Origin of the sequence: Sphingomonas sediminicola (assembly GCF_014489515.1) — a bacterium.
Classification (GTDB): domain Bacteria; phylum Pseudomonadota; class Alphaproteobacteria; order Sphingomonadales; family Sphingomonadaceae; genus Sphingomicrobium; species Sphingomicrobium sediminicola.
This window is the reverse complement of the sequence record NZ_CP060782.1, coordinates 1,756,153-1,772,830: the sequence shown is the minus strand read 5'-3', so window position 1 is coordinate 1,772,830 and position 16,678 is coordinate 1,756,153. Positions and strand designations below refer to the sequence as shown.

The following is a 16,678-nucleotide window of genomic DNA, read 5'->3' as shown; positions in this document are numbered from 1 at the left end:
TCCCTTTCCATGAGCCGATCCCCTTCTGACGTCCGTGGTCGTCATCCTGGCGGTGCTCGGAACCGCTTTCTGGGTCTGGCGCAACGGCTGGTGGCCGTATCTGCGGGACGAGTACATCACGTCCACCGACCACAAGCGCATCGGCATCATGTACATCGTGCTTGCGCTGCTGATGCTGGTTCGCGGGTTCGCCGACGCAATCATGATGCGCCTCCAGCAGTCGCTCGCGATCGGCGCCTCGCAAGGATATTTGCCGCCGGAGCATTACAACCAGATCTTCTCCGCACACGGAACGATCATGATCTTCTTCGTGGCGATGCCGTTCGTTATCGGCTTCATGAACTTCGTTGTTCCGCTGCAGCTCGGCGTGCGCGACGTCGCCTTTCCGACGATGAACAATGTCAGCTTCTGGCTGACTGCTTCGGGCGCGCTCCTCGTCAACCTAAGCCTATTCATCGGTGAGTTCTCGCGAACCGGCTGGCTGGGCTTTCCGCCGCTCAGCGAAAAGGCATTTTCGCCCGGAGTCGGGGTCGATTACTATCTTGTCGCGTTGCAGATATCCGGTGTTGGGACAGTCTTAACGGCCGTCAATTTCGTCACGACCATCCTCAAGATTCGGGCTCCGGGCATGAGCTACCTACGCATGCCCGTCTTCTGCTGGACGTCGCTTGCGTCCAACCTGTTGATCCTTGCCGCTTTTCCGGTGCTGACGGTCAGCTTGGCCCTGCTGATGCTCGACCGCTACCTCGACTTCCACTTCTTCACGAATGACGGCGGCGGCAACTCGATGCTCTACATGAACCTCATCTGGGTTTGGGGGCATCCGGAGGTCTACATCCTCATCCTGCCGGCGTTCGGCATCTATTCCGAAGTCGCCGCGACTTTCTCAGGCAAGCCTTTGTTCGGTTACCGCTCGATGGTCTTCGCAACGCTCGCGATCTGCATTATCTCGTTCATGGTCTGGCTCCACCACTTCTTCACCATGGGAGCGGGCGCGGACATCAACGCCGTTTTCGGCATCGCCAGCATGATCATCGGCATCCCGACTGGGGTGAAGATCTATAACTGGCTGTTCACGATGTACGGCGGCCGGGTGCGCTTCACCGTGCCGATGTACTATTTGATCGGCTTCATGCTCACCTTCGTGATCGGAGGACTTACGGGCGTCCTTCTGGCCATCCCGCCGGTCGATTTCATCGTGCACAACAGCTTGTTCCTGGTCGCGCACTTCCACCAGGTAATCATCGGCGGCGTCGTGTTCGCGATCATGGCGGGCTACACCTACTGGTTCCCGAAAGCGTTCGGCTTCACCCTCGACGAACGGCTCGGGAAAGCGATCTTCTGGTGCTGGTTCATCGGCTTCCATCTCGCCTTCATGCCGCTCTACGTGCTCGGCTTCTGGGGTGCGACGCGGCGCATGCAGCACATCCCCGATCCTACCTGGGCACCATGGCTGAACGTGGCGCTGGTCGGAGCGGTGATCATCGGCGTCGGGATCGTGCTGACGGTCGTCCAGCTGCTCTATTCGATCAAGACGCGCGACCAGCGGATGGATGTTACCGGCGATCCATGGGACGGGCGCACGCTCGAATGGCTGACGCTATCGCCCCCGCCGCACTATAATTTCGCGGTTCTTCCCGACGTCCACGGCGAAGAAGCCTATTGGACGCGCAAGCAGACGGCGATCAAGCAGGACGCGTTGATCAAGGAGCCGGACTACAAACCGATCGAAATGCCGCTGGGCACACCGGTCGGCGTGATCTGCGCCTTCTTCGCCTCGGTCTGCGGCTTTGCGATCATCTGGCACATCTGGTGGTTGGCCATCCTCGGCCTCATCGGCTCTTTCGCGGTCTTCGTCTGGTACGCGTGGCAAGACGAGCATGAGCACATCATCCCGGTCGAGGAGGTCAGGGCAAACGCTCGCGAGCGCCGCCGCATCCGCATGGAGCACCTCCACACGTTGAGCCAATCCACATGACGGCGAGCGAAGCACCAACGGTCGGTCTTACCCACGGCGCCTCGGAAGATACTGGCCTCGGTCATCGAGGGCCGGAATCGAAGAGCATCGTCGTACCTTACGGCTTCTGGCTGTTCGTCCTGTCGGACATGGTCCTCTTCTCGGCCTTGTTCGCGACCTATGCATCGCTTGTAACTGCGACGGACGGGGGCCGACCACCAAACAGCTGTTCGACCGAAACCTGGTGGCGGTCGAGACCGTGGCGCTGCTGCTGTCGAGCTTCACCTGCGGCCTCGCAATGATCGCCGCCAAGCGCAAGAGCATGACATGGACCCAGGGCTGGTTGCTCGTGACCGGCCTGCTCGGGGCTGTCTTCCTGTCCATCGAGCTCTACGAGTTCGCCCACATGGTCGCTGAAGGCGCTCCGCCACAGCGCAGCGCTTTCCTCTCTTCATTCTTCACGCTTGTCGGCTGCCACGGCGCGCACGTCACTGCCGGCCTGCTGTGGATCGGAACGATGATGGCTCAAATCTGGGCCAAGGGGTTCAAGGAGCACATCGTCCGGCGGCTGCTCTGCCTCAGCATTTTCTGGCACGCCCTCGACATCATCTGGGTGGCCATCTTCACCATCGTCTATCTGATCGGGACGCTGCCATGAGCGAGAACGAAAACAACCTGCTCGACGTCGCTCCGGGAGCACCGCACAGCAACATCCTCAGCGAGACGATCGCCTATGTGATCGGCCTGGCTCTGGCGCTCATCCTGACCGGCGTATCGTTCTGGGTCGCGTCGACCGGCGTTTTGTGGGGCCCCGGAGTGGCCGCCGGGCTGGTCGTCCTGGCAATCGCGCAGATGGGCGTTCACCTGGTTTTCTTCCTTCACATCACCAGCGGACCGGACAACACGAACAACGTCCTGGCGCTCGCGTTTGGAGTACTGATCGTCTTCCTGGTGATGATCGGGACCATCTGGATCATGTCCCACATGAACGCGAACATGATGCCCGGCCCGGAGATGACGAACCTGCAGATGCAGCACTGAAACCAATAAAGACCTTGTCTGCGGTGTGCGTTGAGTCCAAGCGTGCGGGCTCATGAAGTCCAACGACATCACGGCAATCCTCGACGAGCTCTGTTCCATCTATGACCAGTCGGTCGCCAACCTTCGCGAGGCGCTTGCCGATTATTGCGAGGCGGGGAAGCATCCGGACCCAAAACTGAGGGAGGAAGGCTGCTTCGCCTACCCTGAGCTTCGTGTCTCCTACAGCGGGGATCGCACATCCGGGCGACTGACCCGCGCCTTCGCCCGCCTGACCTCGCCCGGCACCTACGCCTGCAGCGTCGCGCGACCGGCGCTGTTCCGCGATTATCTGCGGACGCAGCTAGAGCATCTGGTCAAGGATTATGGGGTCGAGGTCTCGGTCGGCAAAAGCCGCAGCGAAATCCCCTATGCTTATGTTCTCGACGGAAGCGGCATCAATCTCGACGAGGTGACGGCCGCCGATCTGTCGCGCTGGTTCCCGTCCAACGAGCTGTCGCACATCGGTGACGAGATTGCCGACGGCGTTTGGGACTATTCGGTTCGCGACGCGCGGCCGCTGGCCCTGTTCGACGGCCCGCGCACCGACTTCAGCCTTGCGCGGCTGAAGCATTACACGGGCACCGACACCGACCATTTCCAGCACTTCATCCTGTTCACGAACTACGTCCGCTACGTCGACGAGTTCGTACGCTTCGCCATCGACGAGCTGCGCCGGGCAGACAGCCCGTACACGGCGCTGTCCGTTCCAGGCGGCTATTACGACCGCGAGCATTTGACGGACGCCGAGGCGCAAATCGCAGCAGGCACGTGGCGGCGTCACCAGATGCCGGCCTATCACCTGATTGCCGACGGGCACGTAGGAATCACCTTGGTGAACATCGGCGTTGGCCCGTCGAACGCGAAGACGATCTGCGATCACATCGCGGTGCTCAGGCCCGAGGTATGGCTGATGATCGGGCATTGCGGCGGCCTCCGCCCGACCCAGCGCATCGGCGATTACGTGCTCGCCCACGCCTACCTTCGCGACGACCATGTCCTTGACGATGTCCTGCCGGTCGAAATTCCGCTGCCGGCCATTGCCGAAGTTCAGAGGGCCTGTTCGAAGCCGCGGTGCTGGTTACCGGCGGCGACGAGGACAGCGTGAAGACGCGCCTGCGCACCGGAACGGTGGTGACTACTGACGACCGCAACTGGGAGCTTCGCTTCACCCAGTCGGCCAAGCGCTTCAACCAGAGCCGGGCGGTTGCCATCGACATGGAATCGGCGACTGTCGCCGCGCAGGGTTTCCGCTTCCGCGTCCCGTACGGAACCTTGCTCTGCGTGTCGGACAAGCCAATGCACGGTGAGCTCAAGCTGCCCGGGCAGGCCAACGACTTCTACGAGCGCGCAATCGGCCAGCATCTCCGGATCGGCATCGAGACGCTCGCCCTGCTTCGCAGCGAAGGCGAGGGCCTGCACTCGCGCAAGTTGCGGAGCTTCGACGAGCCGCCGTTGCGCTAGCGGGCGAAGCGGACCCGGCCCGGCTTCGGGGTATCCGGCCGGGCGCGATCCAGGCAACCAGCGCGTCAAGATCGATGATACCCTTGTCGGTGATGTCCGTGCCTTGCGTGAAGGCGCTGAGGCCGTCACCGCCCGACGCGAGATAATTGTTGAGTGCGACGCGGTAGCGGCCTTCCGCCGACACCGGCTTGCCGTTCAGCCGCACGTCGGAAACTCGGCTGCCTTCAGGCTTCGTCATGTCGACGGCGTAGGTGAACCCGTCCGAAGGGGCGAGTGCCGCCGGTCTGCTCCTGCCCGGCTTGATCGGGATTGCATATTGCTGCTCGATCGCGGCCTTCAGCTGCTTCCCGGTCAGCGTCATCACCAACAGGTTGTTCCCGAACGGCATCATCGCGAAAGCGTCCTTGTAAAGAACGTCGCCCGAAGGAAGCGCGACGCGAACGCCTGTGGCGTTGACGAGCGCGATCTGGGCGCCGCCATTCTCCGCCGCACGCGTTGCGGCCAGCATCGAGTCCGCGATCAGGTCGGCTGCGGCGCTTTCGCCGTCGTCCGTGTCCGTGGTCGCTTTCTCGGTCAGACGGCCGACGACGCGGTTCGCGATCGGCGCGACTGCCGCGGCGTAGCGCGAGACCAGTGCCTGTTCCGGAGCGTCCACTCCGCGCTCGCCGTTGCCGACGACGACATTGGTCGCGCTCTGCTCGAGCAGACGCTTCGTCGAAGGATCGAAACGAAGGCGCAGGTCGCTGACGAAGTAACCGTATTTGCCCGCGCTGGTCATCAACCGACCCGCGCCGGTCTCGACGGTTCCGTTGCAGACATAGGCCCAGTGCGTGTGGCCTGACACGACGGTCGTGATGGCTGGATCGAGCTTCGGCAGGATCGGCAAGATGTCGCCGTAGAGCCCGTCGCACGCGTTGCCGGTGGTGAACTGCGGCAGCTTTCCGCCCTGGTGGATCAGCAGGACGATGGCGTCGGCGCCTTCTGCCTTGAGCTTGGGCACGAGCGCGTTGGCGGTCGTGGCTTCGTCGGCGAAGCTCAGTCCCTTCACGCCCGACGGTGTCACCAGGCTCGCGGTGCCCTTGAGCGTCATTCCGATGAAGCCGACCGTGATCGGCCCGAACCTCTTGATGCCGGTAGCGGGAAAGACGGTCGTCCCATCTGTCTGAACGACATTGGCGGCGAGGTAGCGAAAGCGGGCTCCTCCGAACTGCTCGACCGCGCAGGGGTGCGGCGCGTGAACTTGACGCAGCCGCCGGACTGCATCCGCTTGAGCTCGTCCGACCCGCGATCGAATTCGTGATTGCCGACCGAATTGAACTCGAGGCCGAGCAAATTCATCGCTGCGATGGTCGGCTCGTCGAGATAATTGGCCGAGATCAGTGGCGACGCGCCGATCGTGTCGCCTGCCGAAACCGTGACCGTGTTCTCATGTCCCGCGCGCAATTGCGTCAGGGCGCCTGCTAGGTTTGCGACACCGCCGGTCTGGAACCTGCGCTTGCCTCCATCGGCCTCAGTCACATCGACGGGCGAGGGCTGTTCGAGATTTCCGTGGAAGTCGTTGAACGCCAGGATCTGAACTTCTACCGGCGGTGCAGGAGCAGCCGGGACGACCGGCCTGGTCGTGCAACCGGCCAGCGCCAGGAGCGCCGCGATGACGGATTTGCGAAGCATCAGAGCGCGTGCTCGGCGGGAAGCGGCTGCGGCTCTGCGAAGACAGCGTTGAGGTATGCGGCGAGGCGCACTCCGGCCTGCTTGAGCCTTTGCTCCATGACCGGCGTGAACTTGTAGACGTAGGCATAGGAGAGTTCGGGAACCGCCGGCTCACCCTTTTTGACCTTGGCGCTCTTGGGCGGCGTTGCCGGATAGAGTGTCTCGCGAATCTGTGCGCTCTCGCTGATCCAATCGCGAGGATTGATGTCCCACCAGGCGATGATCTCGTCACTGCTCGTGTGCCGCTGGAGCTTCGCGCTCATCTCGGTGAACGAAAGCTGCTCCTCGTCGACCAGCGCCGAGTCCCACACGGAGTGGAGGTTGAGATCGCGGCCGAACCACTTCACCTTCACCTCATTGCCGCCCTTGTCGCAGCATTTGCCGACGTGAAGCGGCTGGTGAAGGTCGCCGACGAGGTGGACCACGAACCGCAAGGCAAGCTGCTTGTCGGCAAGGCTCGCCTTCGGGTCGCGCAGCGTCGCCGTGTAGCGTTGCAGCGCCTCGAGCGCGTCGCCCTCCGAAGGCGCATGGTCGTAGAGCACGCCGTTCAACGTCACGTAATGCCAGGGCGTCGCCGTCTTCTGCCAGAATTGAGTTGGCGCCGACCGCATCTCGTCCGGCCAGTTCGCCGCCTCGTCCAGGCTTTCGGCGGATCCGAGGATCTCTTTGATATGCGCCCGAGCCAGCCCGCTCAGCTGCGCGTCGGCGATCGCCGCGACGACGCGGTGGCCGGTTTTCCCCCACGCCAAGGCGGGGAGGGAATGAGCGCAATTGCGGCGGCCGCGGCGGTAACGAACAACCGTGCTTTCATCGTAGTCGGACTCGCAGATTCGGAAGACTAGCGCATGCCCCGTGCACGGCCTTAAGGACAAGAGCATGACTGAAGATGAACTGGTAGCACTGGCGCGTTCCGCCGCGCTCAAGGCGTATGCGCCCTATTCGCGATTCCACGTTGGTTGTGCGATCGAGTCCGTCGATGGCGAGGTCGTCACCGGCGCGAACATGGAAAACGCGTGCTACCGCCTCGGCATCTGCGCGGAGCAGAGCGCCCTGACCGCAGCGCAGCACAAATTCGGGCTCGCCAAGGTCGCGCGCCTCGTGGTGGCGGGAGGCGGGATCGACGGCGACGCGCTCACCGGTGATCTAACCTGCACGCCATGCGGTGGGTGCCGGCAGGCGATATTCGAAGCCTCATGCCTGTCAGGCTGCGACATCGAAGTGCTGAGCGCGAACGGCGAAGGGTCAAAGGTCGACCGTCACACGATCGGCTCGCTTATCCCACACGGCTTCGGCCCGGCGAACTTGAACGATGCGTCGTGATCGGGCGGGTGCGTCCCGCTACGAGGGGCTGTAATTGGAAGAATGGTAGAGCGCCCGCGCCCGGTTCAGGATAATCGGCCGAAAGGGCAGAAGAAGCTTGCCCATCTCAATGCCTTGCGGGCTTTCGAGGCGGTCGTCCGGAACATGAGCTTCGCCAAGGCTTCCGAGGAGCTTAACGTAACGCCGGGCGCGATCAGCCAGCAGATCAAGCTGCTCGAGGATTATTACGGCATTCGGCTGTTCCGGCGCGAGGGGCGCCGGATCGCACTGACCGAGGATGCGTCGAAGATCGCTCCGACGTTGACGGCCGGCTTCGATCTGCTCGCACGCGCAACCGCCGTGCTTCAGGCCAACAGGGGCGGCGGAGTGGTGCGGGTAACCTGCCCGCCGACATTTGCCGTGAAGTGGCTGGCCCCACGCCTTGGCGAGTTCGCGATCGACCATCCGGGCATCCAGGTCAGTGTCGAGTCCGATGGCAGGCTGGTCGACTTGCGGCGGGAGGAGCCGGACGTCGGTATTCGCTACGGTGGAGGCTCATGGCGCGGCCTTACGGCTGAGCGGCTGTTCGACGAGAAGCTCACTCCCGTCTGCTCGCCGTCCTACCTTGCCGCATGTCCCATCGGTTCGGTCGAGGACCTGACGAAAGCGCGCCTGATCCACGATCTCACGATGGATTCGACGGGACTCGACTATCCCGACTGGAGCACCTGGTTCGAAATGCAGGAGCTGCTGGTACCGCAGGATGGAGCGTTGCGCTTTTCCTCCTCGCTCGCGGCGATCCAGGCAGCAGTGGACGGTCACGGGGTGATCCTTGGCAGGAGCACGCTGGTAGAGTCCGAGCTGAAGGAAGGACGGCTAATCGCTGCCGCGGGTCCGACGATCGCGAGCGGCTATTCCTATTATCTCGTGACGCCGGACGACGGCTCCCTGTCGAGCGCGGTCCGGACCTTCAGGAATTGGCTGCTCGAGGAAGCGGCCAAATTTCAGCGCGAGGCTGGGCTCGATTGAGCCGGCCTTACGGCGAACGTGACAACGAGCTCGATGGAGGCATCGCCAGGCAGCCCGGGCGAGGAAATCGCCGAGCGTGCATGTGCGCCGTACATGGGTCCGAACAGCTCGACGAATAGGTCCGATGCGGCATCGAGCACCTTCGCGTGCGATGTGAATCCCGTTGGAACCGCGATGATGCCGTCGACGCGGCACAGGCCGTCGAAGCGCTCCCACGATCCGAGCGCCCGTTCGATCTGGGCCACGACATTGAAGGCCGCGAGGCGCGCGGCCGCTTTCAGCGCCTCGACGTTCGGTTGGGTGGCGGTGCCGAGCATTACGCCAGCCGTCAGGGGAATTGGCCGGAGACGAAGCCGAGGCCGCCGCGAATGACCACGGCGCTGTAGGCGCCGACTGGATCGGGAGGAGGTGGCAGGCTCGCCTTGGCCGGCCACGAAACGGCAATTTCAGAGCCTTGCATCGCGAAGTCTCCACTGATCGAGCGGCTCACGCCTAGACGCTGCGGGAGGAGGCGACCAACCAGATTTGTCCTGCGACAATTTAGTTTCTCTAACGAGACAAGGGCCTACGCATATCTTTAGCTAAACTAAACTCTGCCGCAGGGATGATCGTTTGTCGCCGAACCGCGACTGGGCCACCTTTGAATGACGGCAGCGCGTGTCGCGCTCCACATTGAAAGGAACTTCGCATGCTTCGCTTGGGTATCATCGGCACGGGCAGGATGGCCGTTCGGCTGGCCCACCTAGCGCAGAAGGGCGGCCACAGCGTCGTCTTCGGCTCGCGGGACGTCGGGCGCGCAAAAGCCATCGCAGCCCGCCTCGGATCCAACGTGACGGGCGGAAGCTACGAAGATGCTGCCGGGCAGGACATCGTGCTGCCGTCGATCTTCATCCGCGACGGAGCATTCGACGACCTCAAGCCCTTTGCTGACGCGGTGGACGGCAAGATCGTCGTCGACATCCTCAATCCGTATAACGACCACTACGACGATTTCCTGCTTCCGTGGGACACTAGTGCCGCCGAAGAGTTGCAGAAACTTTGGCCCGGCGCCCGGATCGTCAGCACCTTCAAATGGCCGTTCTGGGAAGCCTTCGAGAATCCCGATTTCGACGGCGGGCCGATGGACATCGTGATGACCGGCGACGACGACGAGGCAAAGGCGGTCGTGCTCGACCTGTTCCGCGCGAGCCCCTGGCGCTTCCTCGACGGCGGCGGATTGGCGCAGGCTCGTTTCACCGAGCGCATGACTTTGTTCGCCGGCCAGCTCGCGGCGAAGTACGGTTATCTTCCGCGCGTAGGCTGGCGGCTCCTCGGGGAGCCCTGGGAAGCCGGAGTGAATGACGCCTACGGCGACATCATCCAGCGCTGGGACGCTCCGCCGGCTCGCGCCGCCAACGATGCCGCTTTGATGGTTCCGCAGGACTGACTTCGAACGCCGCGAGTTGCTGCGGCAAGAGCCTGTCCGTCACACCTCCGGACGGGCAGGCTCGACCGCACGCTTCCATCTTTTGCTTCCGCGGCGGTTTGCGTAGAGCGGTTGGCGCATGCTGAGTATTCCGAACCTCCTGACGCTCTCGCGAATCCTGGCGGTTCCGATCCTGGTATTCTTGCTTTGGCAGCCCACGCCGGTCGATTACGCAATTACCTTCGTTCTTTACTGCCTTGTCGGGATCACCGATTATTTCGACGGCTATGTTGCGCGGGCTCAGGGGCGGATCTCGAAACTGGGCCAGTTCCTCGATCCGATCGCGGACAAGATCATGGTCGGCGCGGTGCTGATCATGCTGATTTCCAGCCGCAAGGCGAACCCGATCCCGGAAATCGCGGGGCTGCACATCATCGCCGCGCTGATCATCCTCCTGCGTGAGATCATCGTGTCAGGCCTGCGCGAGTTCCTGGCCGAACTTAAGGTCGAGCTGAAGGTCAGCCGGCTGGCGAAGTGGAAGACGACGTTTCAACTCGTGGCTCTCGGCGCATTGATACTGGGCGGGGCGTTGCCGGCGCAGGTCTGGGTGCATACGACGGGGATCATCAGCCTGTGGGCAGCGGCCGCACTGACCCTGATCACCGGCTGGGATTATCTGCGGGTCGGCCTGAAGCACATGGACTGAGCTTCGCCGACTAATCGATTTTCCCGTACTTACTGACAAAGATTCATCGTTTCCGTCGCTAAGCGCCGAAGCCTAGCGTGCTCCCGTTTTCCGCCAGGGAGAGAGGCAAGAATCATGGACGCAAAGACGGGAGAAATGGGCGGTTGCCCGATGGGTCATGGTGACGGTGGCGTGCGCGCGCTTCTTGGGCGGCAAAATCGAGACTGGTGGCCGGACGCTCTGGCCGTCGACATTCTGGCCCGAATGGTGCCGCGAATCCGTTGGGCGACGACTTCAGCTATGCCGACGCGTTCGGGAAGCTCGACTATGAGGCTCTAAAGTCGGACCTGACGGCGCTGATGACCGACAGCCAACCCTGGTGGCCGGCCGACTATGGGCATTACGGCCCGTTCTTCATCCGGATGGCCTGGCACGCGGCGGGCACCTATCGCACCGGCGATGGACGCGGTGGCGCCAACAGCGGGCAGCAGCGTTTCGCCCCGCTCGACAGCTGGCCGGACAACGGCAACCTCGACAAGGCGCGGCGACTGCTTTGGCCGATCAAGCAGAAGTACGGAAACAATATCAGCTGGGCTGACCTGTTCATTCTGGCCGGCAATGTCGCGATCGAGTCCATGGGCGGACCGGTGTTCGGGTTCGGCGGCGGGCGTGCCGACGTCTTCGAGCCGGAAAAGGACATCTACTGGGGCGATGAGGACAAGTGGGTTAACGAAGGCGTTCCTACCCGCATCGATCCCGACCGCGGGCTTGCCGATCTCGACGGTCCGCTGGCCGCCATCCAGATGGGTTTGATCTACGTGAACCCCGAGGGCCCGGGGGTAACCCCGATCCCCTGCTATCCGCGCGCGACATCAAGGCGACGTTCGAGCGCATGGCGATGAACCATGAGGAGACGGTCGCGCTCACGGCCGGCGGGCACACCTTCGGCAAGGCGCATGGCAACGGCGATCCGTCGACGCTCGGTAAGGCGCCGGCGGGTGGCGATCTCGCTGCGCAAGGCTTCGGGTGGGTTAGCAATCAGGAGCATGGCGGTATCGGCGAGCACACCGTGACCAGCGGCCTAGAGGGTTCGTGGGTCAACACCCCGACGCGATGGTCGGAAAACTACTTCCGCCTGCTGCTCGATTATGACTACGAGCTCGTTCACTCGCCTGCAGGCGCGCAGCAGTGGCAGCCGGTAAACCAGAAAGAAGAGGACATGGCCCCGGCGGCCTGGGACCCCTCCAAGAAGGTCCGACGATGATGACAACCGCCGACATGGCGCTCAAGATGGATCCCGAATTCCGCAAGATTTCGGAGAAGTTCCGCAGCGACCATGAGGCGTTCAAGGACGCCTTCGCACGTGCCTGGTTCAAGCTGACGCACCGCGACATGGGTCCGAAGGCGCGCTATCTCGGTCCCGAAGTCCCGGACGAGGACCTCATCTGGCAGGATCCAATTCCGGCAGGGCGCGATCCCTCGGATGCTGAAATCGCAGACGTAAAGGCCAGGATCGCCGGCAGTGGGCTGACGGTTCAGCAATTGGTGAAGACGGCATGGGCCTCGGCGTCGACCTACCGGAAGTCCGATCACCGTGGCGGCGCCAATGGCGCCCGTATTCGTTTGGTCCCGCAAAGGGACTGGGAGGTCAACGAGCCTGCCGAGCTGGCCAAGGTGCTGCAGACGCTCGATGGCCTGCGCGGCAATCTTTCGATGGCTGACGCTATCGTCCTCGGTGGAGTGGTCGGCGTCGAAAAGGCGCTGAAGGAAGCCGGGCAGACCGTCGAGGTACCGTTCCTAGGCGGCCGCGGCGATGCGACGCAGGAGCAGACCGATGTCGAAAGCTTCGCGGTGCTCGAACCGCAAGCGGACGGCTTCCGCAACTATCTGCCGAAGAAGCTTCGCGTGAAGACGGAAGAGATGATGCTCGACCGCGCCGCTCTGCTTGGCCTGTCGGTGCCGGAGATGGCGGTCCTCGTGGGCGGCCTGCGGGTGCTCGGCGCCAATTATGGCGGCAGCCGGCATGGTCACTTCACCAAGCGCACCGGCGCTCTCACCAACGACTATTTCGTCAACCTGCTGGATATGACGAACGTCTGGAAGACGGTCGATGGGTCGGGCGACGAGGAATATGTAGCCACCGACCGCAAGAGCGGCGGCGAGACCTGGCGCGCAACACGTGCAGACCTCGTGTTCGGATCCAACGCCGAGCTGCGAAGCGTGGCTGAGGTTTACGCGCAGAAGGGCTGCGAGGCGAAGTTCGCTCGCGACTTCGTCAAGGCCTGGACCAAGGTGATGAACGCCGACCGTTTCGATCTTCCGCAGAAGGCGAAGCTCAAGGAGCCGATCGGCATCGCGGAGCCTGTTCCGGCGAAGTAAGCGGGACATGCGGCGGGTTCACAGCGGGCCCGCCGCAGTCCATCATCGGCGTTGTTGGGAGGGAGAGCCCAATGCACCGTTCGGAGATCCATCGGCTTGACCCGGGCCGCGAATATTGGGTGCCAGCAGTCGTCGCTCCGCATCGCGATTGGGCTGGAGCTCCGGGCTGCCGGACCGGCGCTCGCTATCTCGTCGACCGTCAGACCTTCAAGGCAAATCGCGACCAGTTCCCGGCGTTCGACAGCCAGCTGGAATGCCTGCGCTGGATCATGAAGAACCGCGCCTATCTCAACCGGACGCTTCCGCAGGCTCGGGTACGCGCGGTCGCGCTCGATCGTTGGCTGCTAGGCCTGGAATGATGTCCCGGGTGATCTGGCGCAGAGTCTCCGCCAGCAGTTGAAACTCTTCCTCGCGCGGGCTTGATCGGCGCCAGACGAGGGCGATGCTGCGGAAGCCATGGTCGGATTTTAGCGGCCGGGCGTCGACGCGAGTGCCTTCTAGAATGCCGGCTTCGATCGCCATTCCCGGCACGAAGGTCACGCCAAGCCCGTTATCGACCATCTGAACGAGCGTGTGCAGCGAAGTTCCCATCATCGTCGCTTCGGCCCGCATCTCCGGCCGGTTGCAGGCGGCGAGGGCGTGGTCCTTCAGGCAATGGCCGTCCTCCAGCATGAGCAGGCGGTTCTCGTCGATCGCTCCGGGCTCGATGATCGAATCCGCTGGCGCTTCCCCTCGCGGGTAGGCGACGAACAGGCGGTCGTCGAACAAGGCGGCCTTTTCGACATCGCCGCAGCTGTAGGGCATCGCGAGAAGTACGCAGTCGAGTTGCCCGCGATTGAGGGCGTCGCATGCCGCCTGGCTCGTCTCTTCGCGAAGGAAGAGCTTCAGGTTCGGCCATTGCTCGCGCAGGCGGGGAAGCATCGCAGGAAGCAGGAAGGGCGCGATGGTGGGGATGACACCCATGCGGAGTTCGCCGTGGAGCGGCTTGCCTTCTGCGCGCGCCATGTCCGTCAGCTCTTCGCTCTCGCGCAGAACGCGGAGCGCTTTCTCGGCAATCTTCAGGCCGAGCGGCGTGAAGCGAACGACGCGGCGGGTGCGCTCGACGAGGACTACGCCGAGCAAATTCTCAAGCTCGCGGAGGCCGGCCGACAGGGTCGACTGGGTGACGAAGCAGGCCTCGGCCGCCTTGCCGAAGTGACCATGCTGGCGAAGCGCCACAAGGTATTGGAGCTGTTTGATCGTGGGCAGATGGACAATCATCGATAATTCCAATCAGTTCCATCGATATAATCGACTTGAACGATTGAAACCAGCGCCCTAGATGCTGCGTTGCAACATAAGACTGGCTGCAATGCAGCGAAACGAGGAGATTTGAATGCTGACCGTTGGTGACAAGCTTCCCGCCCTCAAGGTTCCCGTCCAGCAGGGCACCGCGGCGCTACCTGCCGGCGAGACGCTCGACCTCGGCCAGACCAATGGCCGCTGGAAGATCATCTTCTATTGGCCGAAGGACTTCACCTTCGTCTGTCCGACCGAGATCGAGGGTTATGCGCAGCTGAAGGGCGACTTCGCCGACCGCGATGCCGACCTGATCGGCGCGTCGACCGACACCGACTTCGTCCACTTCGCGTGGCGCAAGTCGGACGAGCGTTTGGAGAAGGCTGACTTCCCGTGGATCGCCGACAACAAGAAGGAACTGGCCGAGGCGCTGGGCATCATCGCCAAGGACGAAGGCGTCGCTTTCCGCGCGACCTTCATCGTTGATCCCGACAACATCATCCAGCACGTGACGGTCAACGGCCTGAACGTCGGCCGCAACCCGCAGGAGACGCTTCGAATCCTCGACGCGCTCCAGACGGATGAGCTCTGCCCGTGCAACTGGACGCAGGGTGAAGAGGTGCTGCGCCCGGCGGCTTAAGCCCCTTACCGCGGCACGTGACACCTCTCGGGGCGCGGGGACTCGCCGTTTCCGCGCCCCTTTCTGCACCCTCAGGAGCTCAATTCATGCCTCTCAAGACTTTCGCCGACGCCCTCCCGGATTACGCGAAGGACCTTCGGCTGAACCTGTCGTCGATCCTCAACGACCAACTGCTCGGCGAGGAGCGCAAGCTGGGCCTGTTGCTCACCTGCGCCCATGGGTCGGGCTACAAGCCGCTGGTCGACGCCGCCGAGGCCGAGGCCGATGGGAAGCTGTCGGAACAGATCGCCAATGCTGCGCGGGGAGCCGCAGCGCTGATGGCGATGAACAACGTCTACTACCGGTTCGTCCACCTGGTCGCGAACCCGGAATATGGGACGATGCCGGCCAAGCTCCGGATGAACCTGATCGGGTCGCACGGGATCGCGAAGGAAGACTTCGAGCTGTTCAGCATTGCGGTGTCGGCGATGAACGGTTGCGGCATGTGCATGGAAAGCCACGAACGGGTGCTTCTCCAGCACGGAGTGAAACCCGAGACGATTCAGTCGGCGGTCCGCATCGGTGCGGTGTTGAAGGCGATCGCGACGGTCCACGCGACGCTTTAGACTAGGCTGTCGGTCTCACCGGGCGTCATGCAGGTGCAAGAACCGATCGTCGAAACCGGCAATTTCCTCGAGCACATCCCAACTGGGGACGGTGATGAATCGGCCATTGCGGCTGATGGCCCCTTCGCCAGTCAATTGTCGCAGCACGCGATTGACGTGCACCGGGGTCAGGCCGGTTGCGTCCGCCAACTGCTCCTGCGTGAATGGGAGCTCGAAGACATCTGTCTCGATCTGCTGAGCCTTTGCTCGAACGAGAACCTCGCACAGTAGATGGGCCAACCTCTGGCGGGCATCCCGGCGTCCCGTATTGACCACCCACTCGCGAGATACTGCCGCATCAGCCAGCAGTGCCGTGGTGATGACCCGGCCCACCTCCGGCTGCTTGTCCAGCAAGGCGTTGACGGCCTCCGTACGAACGCAGGCGATGGTTCCGTTCGTCGACATTTGAACGCTGAAGTCGGCCTCGTTTAGAAACAGGCAGTCGAAATCGAGCGGATCGCCGGGAAAACTGAATGACACGATCTGCCGCGTTCCATCGCTCGTGTGCTTTTGCCGTTGGGCGAAGCCGGCGACGAGTATCGAGACTTCCTGGGGTATGTCCCCTTCGCGGAGAACATAGGACAGCTTGGTGCGTTTAATCAGCCGCCAGGGAAGCGCACGAATGGCTTCGATGCTTTGGGGGCTGAGCCTGCCGTGGAGCTGCAGCCTCCCGATAAAGCGTGAGATTCCGTTTTGAGGCATCAATGTCAGTCTGGAGCGACAGATCCCTGCGAATGGAAACTTGACGTCTCTTTATCACGGAACGACACCTTCGATGCATACAAGGTTATGCATGTCATAACCAACTTATGTTGTGAACTTTTCGGCCCTAGCGCGCCTGTGGCGTAGCCAGCGAGGCAACAGGATGCCTTTGTATTATTTCCACCTGAAGGACGGAGTAGACACGTTGATTGACGCTGAAGGCGTTGAACTTGACGATGTCGAGGCGGCGCGGACTTCCGCCCTTCTCCAGGCGAGGGATATCATCAGCCACGAAGCGATTCAGGGCGCGATCAATCTCGCCCAGAGGATCGACGTCTTCGATCAAGCAGACAGGTTGGTTTGCTCGCTCAAATTCGAGGATGCGGTCGAAATCCTCCGGTGATCGCGG

General features: G+C 62.7%; 17 protein-coding genes and 3 pseudogenes. 13 read left to right on the top strand and 7 right to left on the bottom strand.

Annotated elements, in window-relative coordinates; translation table 11 throughout:
• Window positions 1–34 precede the first annotated feature (34 nt).
• From H9L14_RS09615 to H9L14_RS09600, 4 genes and pseudogenes are all read left to right on the top strand, one after another.
• Window positions 35–1,978, top strand: a complete 1,944-nt coding sequence (locus tag H9L14_RS09615; RefSeq protein WP_425506881.1) for a cbb3-type cytochrome c oxidase subunit I — start codon at window positions 35–37, stop codon at window positions 1,976–1,978.
• A 223-nt stretch (window positions 1,979–2,201) separates the two neighbouring features.
• Window positions 2,202–2,615 (top strand): cytochrome c oxidase subunit 3, encoded by a 414-nt coding sequence (locus tag H9L14_RS15905; protein WP_246444058.1) that lies wholly within the window; start codon window positions 2,202–2,204, stop codon window positions 2,613–2,615.
• Window positions 2,612–2,998, top strand: coding sequence for a cytochrome o ubiquinol oxidase subunit IV (gene cyoD / locus H9L14_RS09605; RefSeq protein WP_187707929.1), 387 nt, complete (start codon window positions 2,612–2,614; stop codon window positions 2,996–2,998). The genes H9L14_RS15905 and cyoD overlap by 4 nt, the downstream gene beginning before the upstream one ends.
• A gap of 52 nt (window positions 2,999–3,050) precedes the next feature.
• Window positions 3,051–4,498: pseudogene (locus tag H9L14_RS09600) on the top strand (AMP nucleosidase).
• Window positions 4,499–4,616: 118 nt separating this feature from the next.
• Here H9L14_RS09600 and H9L14_RS15900 read toward each other — a convergent pair.
• The 3 genes and pseudogenes from H9L14_RS15900 to H9L14_RS09590 all read right to left on the bottom strand — a co-directional run.
• Window positions 4,617–5,276: pseudogene (locus H9L14_RS15900) on the bottom strand (bifunctional metallophosphatase/5'-nucleotidase); the annotation flags it as partial.
• 308 nt (window positions 5,277–5,584) lie between these two features.
• Window positions 5,585–6,169: a metallophosphoesterase family protein gene (locus tag H9L14_RS09595; protein WP_187707928.1), complete on the bottom strand. Its 585-nt coding sequence runs from the start codon at window positions 6,167–6,169 to the stop codon at window positions 5,585–5,587.
• Entirely contained in the window at window positions 6,169–6,957 is a 789-nt protein-coding gene (locus tag H9L14_RS09590; protein WP_246444056.1) for a S1/P1 nuclease, read from the bottom strand. Before H9L14_RS09590 ends, H9L14_RS09595 begins: the two co-directional genes overlap by 1 nt.
• 127 nt (window positions 6,958–7,084) lie before the next feature.
• On the opposite strand from H9L14_RS09590, the gene H9L14_RS09585 reads away from it, so the two are divergent.
• Together H9L14_RS09585 and gcvA are read left to right on the top strand one after the other, a co-directional pair.
• Window positions 7,085–7,528, top strand: a complete 444-nt coding sequence (locus H9L14_RS09585) for a cytidine deaminase (RefSeq protein WP_187707926.1) — start codon at window positions 7,085–7,087, stop codon at window positions 7,526–7,528.
• 42 nt (window positions 7,529–7,570) lie between these two features.
• Window positions 7,571–8,536, top strand: coding sequence for a transcriptional regulator GcvA (gene gcvA, locus H9L14_RS09580; protein WP_187707925.1), 966 nt, complete (start codon window positions 7,571–7,573; stop codon window positions 8,534–8,536).
• Here the strand turns inward: gcvA and H9L14_RS09575 are convergent.
• Both H9L14_RS09575 and H9L14_RS16655 read right to left on the bottom strand, forming a co-directional pair.
• A complete protein-coding gene (locus H9L14_RS09575; RefSeq protein ID WP_187707924.1) occupies window positions 8,512–8,853 on the bottom strand; it encodes a RidA family protein in 342 nt (113 codons plus the stop codon). The two genes, gcvA and H9L14_RS09575, sit on opposite strands and share 25 nt — an antisense overlap.
• Window positions 8,854–8,864: 11 nt before the next feature.
• Window positions 8,865–8,996 carry a RidA family protein gene (locus H9L14_RS16655; RefSeq protein ID WP_281389372.1) on the bottom strand — a complete coding sequence of 44 codons (132 nt, stop codon included), beginning with the start codon at window positions 8,994–8,996 and terminating at the stop codon, window positions 8,865–8,867.
• 228 nt (window positions 8,997–9,224) lie between these two features.
• On the opposite strand from H9L14_RS16655, the gene H9L14_RS09570 reads away from it, so the two are divergent.
• From H9L14_RS09570 to H9L14_RS09555, 4 genes and pseudogenes are all read left to right on the top strand, one after another.
• Complete coding sequence (locus H9L14_RS09570) at window positions 9,225–9,962, top strand: NADPH-dependent F420 reductase (protein ID WP_187707923.1); 738 nt, start codon at window positions 9,225–9,227, stop codon at window positions 9,960–9,962.
• Window positions 9,963–10,080: 118 nt separating this feature from the next.
• The gene (gene pgsA, locus H9L14_RS09565) at window positions 10,081–10,647 is read left to right on the top strand and encodes a CDP-diacylglycerol--glycerol-3-phosphate 3-phosphatidyltransferase (protein WP_187707922.1); all 567 of its coding nucleotides are present in this window, start codon (window positions 10,081–10,083) and stop codon (window positions 10,645–10,647) included.
• Between the two features lie 114 nt (window positions 10,648–10,761).
• Window positions 10,762–13,005 (top strand): annotated as a pseudogene (gene katG / locus H9L14_RS09560) (catalase/peroxidase HPI).
• Between the two features lie 71 nt (window positions 13,006–13,076).
• On the top strand, window positions 13,077–13,364 hold the full coding sequence (locus tag H9L14_RS09555) for a hypothetical protein (protein WP_187707921.1): 288 nt from the start codon (window positions 13,077–13,079) through the stop codon (window positions 13,362–13,364).
• Here the strand turns inward: H9L14_RS09555 and H9L14_RS09550 are convergent.
• Complete coding sequence (locus H9L14_RS09550; protein WP_187707920.1) at window positions 13,294–14,265, bottom strand: LysR substrate-binding domain-containing protein; 972 nt, start codon at window positions 14,263–14,265, stop codon at window positions 13,294–13,296. The genes H9L14_RS09555 and H9L14_RS09550 overlap by 71 nt on opposite strands.
• Before the next feature lie 115 nt (window positions 14,266–14,380).
• Between H9L14_RS09550 and H9L14_RS09545 the strand changes: the two genes are divergently transcribed.
• Together H9L14_RS09545 and H9L14_RS09540 are read left to right on the top strand one after the other, a co-directional pair.
• A complete protein-coding gene (locus H9L14_RS09545; RefSeq protein ID WP_187707919.1) occupies window positions 14,381–14,923 on the top strand; it encodes a peroxiredoxin in 543 nt (180 codons plus the stop codon).
• Window positions 14,924–15,009: 86 nt separating this feature from the next.
• Window positions 15,010–15,528: a carboxymuconolactone decarboxylase family protein gene (locus tag H9L14_RS09540; protein WP_187707918.1), complete on the top strand. Its 519-nt coding sequence runs from the start codon at window positions 15,010–15,012 to the stop codon at window positions 15,526–15,528.
• A gap of 15 nt (window positions 15,529–15,543) precedes the next feature.
• On the opposite strand, the gene H9L14_RS09535 is transcribed toward H9L14_RS09540, so the two are convergent.
• Window positions 15,544–16,269, bottom strand: a complete 726-nt coding sequence (locus H9L14_RS09535) for a Crp/Fnr family transcriptional regulator (RefSeq protein ID WP_246444603.1) — start codon at window positions 16,267–16,269, stop codon at window positions 15,544–15,546.
• Between the two features lie 163 nt (window positions 16,270–16,432).
• Here H9L14_RS09535 and H9L14_RS17440 point away from each other — a divergent pair, with 163 nt between their 5' ends.
• The gene (locus H9L14_RS17440) at window positions 16,433–16,672 is read left to right on the top strand and encodes a DUF6894 family protein (RefSeq protein ID WP_425506880.1); all 240 of its coding nucleotides are present in this window, start codon (window positions 16,433–16,435) and stop codon (window positions 16,670–16,672) included.
• Window positions 16,673–16,678 lie beyond the last annotated feature (6 nt).